We start from the raw sequence: 6,818 nt of genomic DNA on the forward strand, positions 1-6,818 counted from the left end.
TCAAAAACCTAATATTTTAAATCAATATGATGGGGCAGGTAACATTTATATGTCTCCTTATGATATGGGGAAAGTTGTATTGAATTTGCAAGATAATAGAATTTTTGATGCAACAACCACCATGCCTTTTATTCATGAAAGTTTAACTACACAATATCCTAAACCATATCGATATGGGTTTTATTCATTTGCTGATAAAAATAGAATTAATGGTATCTTTTTCGGTAATATATTCACAGTATATTTTAATGATAATTATGTAATTGTATTAGCAACAAATTATGACAACAGTAAAATCAATAACGAATATAAATGAAACATATTTACTTTAAGTTATTACATCAAGGTGGTCACTATAATAGAGTGAAACAGCTGTATTGAAAAATTAAGTGATAGGGGTATAAATATCTCTGATTAAAACATAACCGTCAATTTCTATCGTGTTTTTATAGAAATTGACGGTTTTTACTTTTTATAAAATAGTATATGTTAAAAAAACTTAATGCCCCTAAGGGGGAAACTAAGAGTAATGTTAAATTCTTATATTTAAGATTTCTCATTAAAGTAGTTTATCTATGAATTTACTTAGATGAAAAGTATCTTTGTATATCTACAAAATAGTTACTTTTATGATTTGAAAGGTGCTGACTGGATAATCGTATACGTGAAAAACGCCAGACTTGAACTTTTAATCACGATTAAAACTGTCAAGATTTAAAAGGATTCTAGAGCTTCATTGATTCATCTCAGATATAATTATATTGTTAGTGAATGATTGAACTAACAATGAAACGCCCACTTCTCAAATATTGAGTTAGTGGAAATTAAGCATGAGGTTTAGCCTGGTTAATCATTTTATATTTTTACCAATTCTAGTCCTCTTTGTTGGGATGGTAGGGCGAAATCCTTTTAATAAAATTAAATTTCTGTCTTACTCCTTTTTATGAGAACGCATGTTAATGTTACTAACGTTTTGTGTATTTAAAATTTACTTACAATACTTTAAAGCATCAATAAACATCTGCTTAAAGATATTTGCTTGTACGGACATTACTACTGTTGTATTAGGAAATTGAGATTTGAAATCAACAACTGAAGCACCCTTGGTTAATTTGCCATCTGTTTCAATTTGCACATCAGCTTCTCGTACATCAAAGTGTTCTGGGTGTAGTAGATAAAGCAATGTGTATGCATCATATACATTAATCCCTTTTTCAAAATCGTCTCCTCTATAATGTTTGAATAACTGATGTAACATCTTTCCTGTATCGTTGATAGAGTTTAGTTCATTAATTGTGTCATGGGTTAAACTAGAACTTCTAGCAACGTCTAATCCTATCATTGTTAAAGGTAGACCTGAATTAAACACGATTTGAGCAGCTTCGGGATCACAATAAATGTTAAATTCAGCTAATGGTGTTACATTACCTCGAGATGCTGAGCCGCCCATTAATACAATTTCTTTAATAAATGTTTTTACTTCAGGATATGTCAATAATAATAATGCAATATTCGTCAACGGGCCAATGGGAATAAGTGTGATGGGCGTTTCACTTTTGAGTAAAACATCTCTCATAGCTTCAACGGCATGTGTAGAATCGAGATCACTTTCATTGATTTCTGGGAAAGTATATCCTTCCATTCCCGATTCACCATGTACATCACTTGCATCTACAATATCTGATAACAGTGGTTGTGAAGCACCCCTATGTACTGGTATATCACTATTAAAGAAACGTTTGAGTTTTAAAGCATTAGCAGTCGTTTTTTCGATGCCAACGTTACCATTGACTGTAGAAATCATTTTCAAATCAAATTCCGGATGGTTTAATGCAAAGCTAATCGCTGCTGCATCATCAATGCCCGGGTCTGTATCAATAATAATTGGTTGTTTCATAATTTATCTAATCCTCCTATTGCAAAAATAACATCATCAATTATATTTTACATCTTTTGTGGAAAGAAATGTAACAAAGTAAATTATTGATTGAAGGCATAGGGGAGGTTGATACGGGAATAAAAAAAAAGACTTCTCTTTCGAGAAGTCTTTTTGGGATTATAAGTGGCTTGAGTGTCCACCTTGCATTACCCAATACGTACCAATAACTGTAATTAGAGTAATGATAATCGCAAATAAAACTTTAAATCCTTGTAAGTTTCCATCTTTACCTTCAGTTAAGTGCATGAACATTAATAATTGTACTGCAGCTTGGATAAAGGCAAAGCCAAAGATGATTGTAATCTTAGCATTGAGTGCCATTGATGTGTATAAGGTTACGAATACTGCTAAAATAGTCAATACGATTGAGCCAATAAAACCGACTGTGTGTTTTACAATTGTATTCATCCGCTAAACACCATCCCTATCATATATACGGCAGTAAAGATGAAGATCCAAACAACATCTAAGAAGTGCCAGTATAAGCTTACTATAAATAACTTAGGAGCATTATCTTTATTTAATCCACGCATTGCAACTTGAATTAATAAACATGTAATCCAAACAATACCTAATGATACGTGGGCACCGTGAGTTCCTAATAGAATAAAGAAACTAGACCAATAAGAACCAATAGTTAAGTTAACACCTTCTGAAACATAGTGAGCAAACTCATAAATTTCAAAACCTACGAACACAACTCCGAATAGTAAAGTGATAACCATCCATATTGTCATTAATTTTGCTTTTTCTTGTCTCATATAGTAAATAGAAATACCACAAGTGTATGAACTAATTAATAATGCAAATGTCATTATTAAAACTAGGGGTAATTCGAACATTTCAGTTGTCATTTTACCGCCATAGTCGCCACCATGTTGAAGCGTTAATAGGGTTGCGAATAGCGTACCGAATAATGAGACTTCTGCTGTAAGGAATATCCAAAAGCCAAGTCTATTTAAATTACCTTCATGCGAACGTTGATCAATAGTGTTTGCATCATGACTCATGACTTACAGCCTCCCTTTCTTTTATACGTGCTTCACGTAAGCGTTTTTCGGTTTCTGCTACTTCAGAAGCTGGTATATGATAACCGTGGTCTACTTGGAAACTGCGGTAAATCATAGTACCAAAGATACCTATTAAGCAAATAACTGCAGGGAGTATTGTTTCAAAGACAAGGAAGAATCCTCCAATTGTGAAGAAAATTCCCATCCAGAAACCAACTGGCGTATTATTTGGCATATGGATATCAGAATAATTGTGATTATCTAAGTAGTGTCTACCGTGTTCTTTCATATTCACAAATGTATCGTAGTCATTCCAATCTGGTGTAACAGCAAAGTTGTATTTAGGTGGCATTGCTGAAGCAGTTGACCACTCTAATGTACGTCCTAAGCCATACCAGTTATCACCAGTAGCTTCACGTGGAGCTTTGAAGAAGCTGTATACGATACTAGCAACTAAGAACATAAAGCCTAATGCCATCATTAATGCTCCGACAGTAGAGATTGCGTTTAACATCCACCATCCATCTTCTGGCATATAAGTGTATAAACGACGAGGCATACCATCTAAACCAAGAATGAATTGTGGTATGAAACAAACGTTAAATCCGATTATGAATAACCAGAAACACCATTTGTTTAATGTCTCGTTCAATTTAAATCCAGTCATCTTAGGCCACCAGAAAATTAAAGCACCTAGACAAGCAAATACAACACCAGCCACTAATGTGTAGTGGAAGTGAGCAACTAAGAAGTACGTATTATGATACTGATAGTCGGCTGCTGCCATAGAAAGCATGACACCTGTTACACCACCAATTAAGAAGTTAGGTATGAAACCTAATGCGAATAACATAGGTGATTCAAAGGTAATGCGGCCTTGATAAAGCGTAAACAACCAGTTAAAGATTTTAACACCTGTTGGTATACCAATCAGCATAGTTGTAATTGAGAAGAATGAGTTAATTAATGCACCATTACCCATAGTGAAGAAATGGTGAACCCAAACTAAGAAACTTAAGAATGCGATTCCTGCTGTTGCCCACACCATACTTTGGTGACCAAACAGACGTTTACGTGCAAATGTTGGAATGATTTCTGAATAAATACCGAATGCCGGTAGGATAACAATATAAACTTCGGGGTGCCCCCATACCCAGAAGAAGTTAGCCCATAACATTGGCATACCGCCATTTGCGACTGTAAAGAATGCAGTATCGAAGATTCTATCTGTTGTGAACAGTGCTAAAGCGACTGTCAATACTGGGAAAGCCAAAATAACGATTAATGCTGTAATGAAAGTAGTAACCGTGAACATTGGCATTTCCATAAATTTCATCGTAGGTGATTTACATCTAAGTATTGTTACAAAGAAGTTAATACCAGTCATTAGGGTACCTATACCAGAAATCTGTATCGCGATAAGGTAGTAGTTAACCCCAGGTCCTGGACTGAATTCTCCTGCAAGCGGTGCATAGTTAGTCCAACCAGCTGCAGGTGAGCCTCCGATTATAAATGATAGGTTGAATAACAACATACCAGAGAAGAATAACCAGAAACTTACGTTATTTAATACAGGGAATGCAACGTCTCTTGCACCAATTTGAAGAGGTACAATAACATTCCATAAACCAAAAATGAAAGGCATCGCCATAAAGATAATCATTATTACGCCGTGCGTACTAAAGACTTCATTATAGTGGTTTCCTTCTAAGAATGTATTATCTGGAATTGCTAATTGTGTACGCATCATTAGGGCATCAATACCACCACGTACGAACATTAGTACAGCACAGATTAAATACATAGCACCAATTTTTTTATGGTCAATAGATGTGAACCATTCTCTGTATAGATATTTCCACAATTTAAAATAAGTAATTACTGCGATCACTGCGATGATAGCAAACGGTGCACCAATTTGTGCCATTGTAATCATCCAGTTACCTTGAACGAGTAATTGATCCCATGGGAAACTCATTAATGTCCACCTCCATGTTCATGGTCTTTTTTCTCAGCTTTAGATGCTTCTTCATCTTTAGCACCTTCTGAGATTTTTTCCATTTCGTCCATATTGTGTGATTCTTCATCTTTGAATTCACTATTATATGGTTCATTATTGCCTAGAATCATAGCTTTCATACCATGACGTTCATAGTTTGCGTTTGTGATTTGTGGTTTACGTGCAGGTTTATTAGGTTTATCTAATACATCCGCTTTAATTTCTTCAGGTGAATTAAAGTTAGGATCTTTCTGTACGTAATTGAAACGATCATAAGCATGGAAAATATACTCAGGATCAGCTGCTGGATCAACAAACGCCATGTGCGTACCACTGAAAGTTAAGTTTTTATTTTCAGTAGTTGGTAAAAGTTGTTTATCAAAAGTATCTTGATCTAATTCCTTTTGACTTTGAGCATCTTTTACCCAATCCTTGAATTCATTTTGGCTTACTGAATTGACATCAAATGTTTGGCGAGCGAATCCTTCACCGTTGAAGTTTGAGTTACGTCCACGGAACGTACCTTCTTCGCTAGCAGTTAATGTCCAATCCATTGTCATACCAGTCATCGCATATTTTTGACCACCTAATTGTGGTATCCAGAAACTTGTCATCATATCCATTGAATGGAGTTTGAAGACAACAGGGCGATCTTTAGGTATTGTTAAGTGATTAACAGTTTCGATTTTTTCATCAGGATAACTGAAGAACCACTTATAACCAGCGCTTGTTGCATAAACAACAAGTGGATCGTCTTGTTTATCTGGTTTAGCTTCATACATGTAAAGTGATTTTACTGTAGGGATAGCTAAAGCGATAACGATGATCACCGGAATGATAAACCAAATTGTTTCTATTAAAGCACTGTGATGCATCTTACCAGCTTCTTCTGTTTTGTGTAATCTATATTTATATAGAAACAGAGTAAACATGATAAGTACGGCGGCAATAATAACAAGCATGAAGATGATTGAATACATAATCAAGAACTTCGAGTCACTTGCTACCGGCCCTTTTGGGTTTAAAACTTCTACATTTGAACAACCACTAAGTATAATTAGTGAGCCAAAGAGTAGAAGCAAAGACTTAAATTTTGACACTTTTTTGACCTCCTAATACTACAATTGTAGGGCTTACCATCAATTTTAAGATATTACGCAATATTTACAAGTGTTTGTGTAAAAAAAATTATTGTAAAATTAAAAGAAACCCAACAAACTCAACGTCTGACGGGCTTTCAAAGATTTGTTAAAATTATGTGTACATTTTGTGAAAAGTGTCATATTTTAGGCGACAGGATAAATTCACACTAAATTTTAAGGATTAGATGCGAATTTTATCGTGACATATGTATTCATAAATTATTTTACATCAATATATCTTACTGATTTATTCATTGCACCTTCTGAATCTTCTACAGTATATTCAACTTTATATTTTCCTTCTTTTTCTGTATTTATATTTTCATTTACTGAAATTTTGTGCGTCAAGTCACCATCTTCTTTGTCATAGGCACGTACACCATTTAATAAATTATAGTTATTTCCTTTATCAATGATTATATCGTTTGTTCCTTTTAATTCAGGTATAGAATTTTCTGTAGCTTCTGCGCTTAAATTAGGTGAAACAAGTGTTGCAGATACACCGAGTGCTGATAATGACTGCATTAATTTATTCATAACGTAAACCTCCGTATGAGCGTCATTTATTTTTATCTTAAATATACTATATTTTATTTTGAATGAAATTACATCGTACTATAGTCTTAATATAACGTAATAATGTAAAGTGAGTGGTAATTTTTTGAAAAAATTCAGTTAATTGTAATATTTTTTGATAAATATAAGATCAATTAAACAAAATTGAGTGA

General features: G+C 34.0%; 6 protein-coding genes and 1 pseudogene. 1 reads left to right on the forward strand and 6 read right to left on the reverse strand.

What is annotated here, in order from left to right; genetic code table 11:
• Positions 1–381, forward strand: a pseudogene (locus tag CD032_RS13575) (methicillin resistance protein FmtA); the annotation flags it as partial.
• Between the two features lie 607 nt (positions 382–988).
• Here CD032_RS13575 and rihC read toward each other — a convergent pair.
• The 6 genes from rihC to CD032_RS11195 form a co-directional block, all read right to left on the reverse strand.
• Positions 989–1,897 carry a ribonucleoside hydrolase RihC gene (gene rihC / locus CD032_RS11170; RefSeq protein ID WP_040030507.1) on the reverse strand — a complete coding sequence of 303 codons (909 nt, stop codon included), beginning with the start codon at positions 1,895–1,897 and terminating at the stop codon, positions 989–991.
• A gap of 159 nt (positions 1,898–2,056) precedes the next feature.
• Positions 2,057–2,347 (reverse strand): cytochrome aa3 quinol oxidase subunit IV, encoded by a 291-nt coding sequence (gene qoxD / locus CD032_RS11175; protein ID WP_019468150.1) that lies wholly within the window; start codon positions 2,345–2,347, stop codon positions 2,057–2,059.
• Complete coding sequence (gene qoxC, locus CD032_RS11180; protein ID WP_040030508.1) at positions 2,344–2,949, reverse strand: cytochrome aa3 quinol oxidase subunit III; 606 nt, start codon at positions 2,947–2,949, stop codon at positions 2,344–2,346. The genes qoxD and qoxC overlap by 4 nt, the downstream gene beginning before the upstream one ends.
• Entirely contained in the window at positions 2,939–4,927 is a 1,989-nt protein-coding gene (qoxB, locus tag CD032_RS11185) for a cytochrome aa3 quinol oxidase subunit I (protein WP_019468148.1), read from the reverse strand. The genes qoxC and qoxB overlap by 11 nt, the downstream gene beginning before the upstream one ends.
• Entirely contained in the window at positions 4,927–6,048 is a 1,122-nt protein-coding gene (qoxA, locus tag CD032_RS11190; protein ID WP_103211493.1) for a cytochrome aa3 quinol oxidase subunit II, read from the reverse strand. The genes qoxB and qoxA overlap by 1 nt, the downstream gene beginning before the upstream one ends.
• Before the next feature lie 261 nt (positions 6,049–6,309).
• A complete protein-coding gene (locus tag CD032_RS11195) occupies positions 6,310–6,627 on the reverse strand; it encodes an immunoglobulin-like domain-containing protein (RefSeq protein WP_103211494.1) in 318 nt (105 codons plus the stop codon).
• Between the last annotated feature and the right edge of the window lie 191 nt (positions 6,628–6,818).

It is taken from the genome of Staphylococcus cohnii subsp. cohnii (genome assembly GCF_002902365.1).
Taxonomy (GTDB): Bacteria; Bacillota; Bacilli; order Staphylococcales; family Staphylococcaceae; genus Staphylococcus; species Staphylococcus cohnii.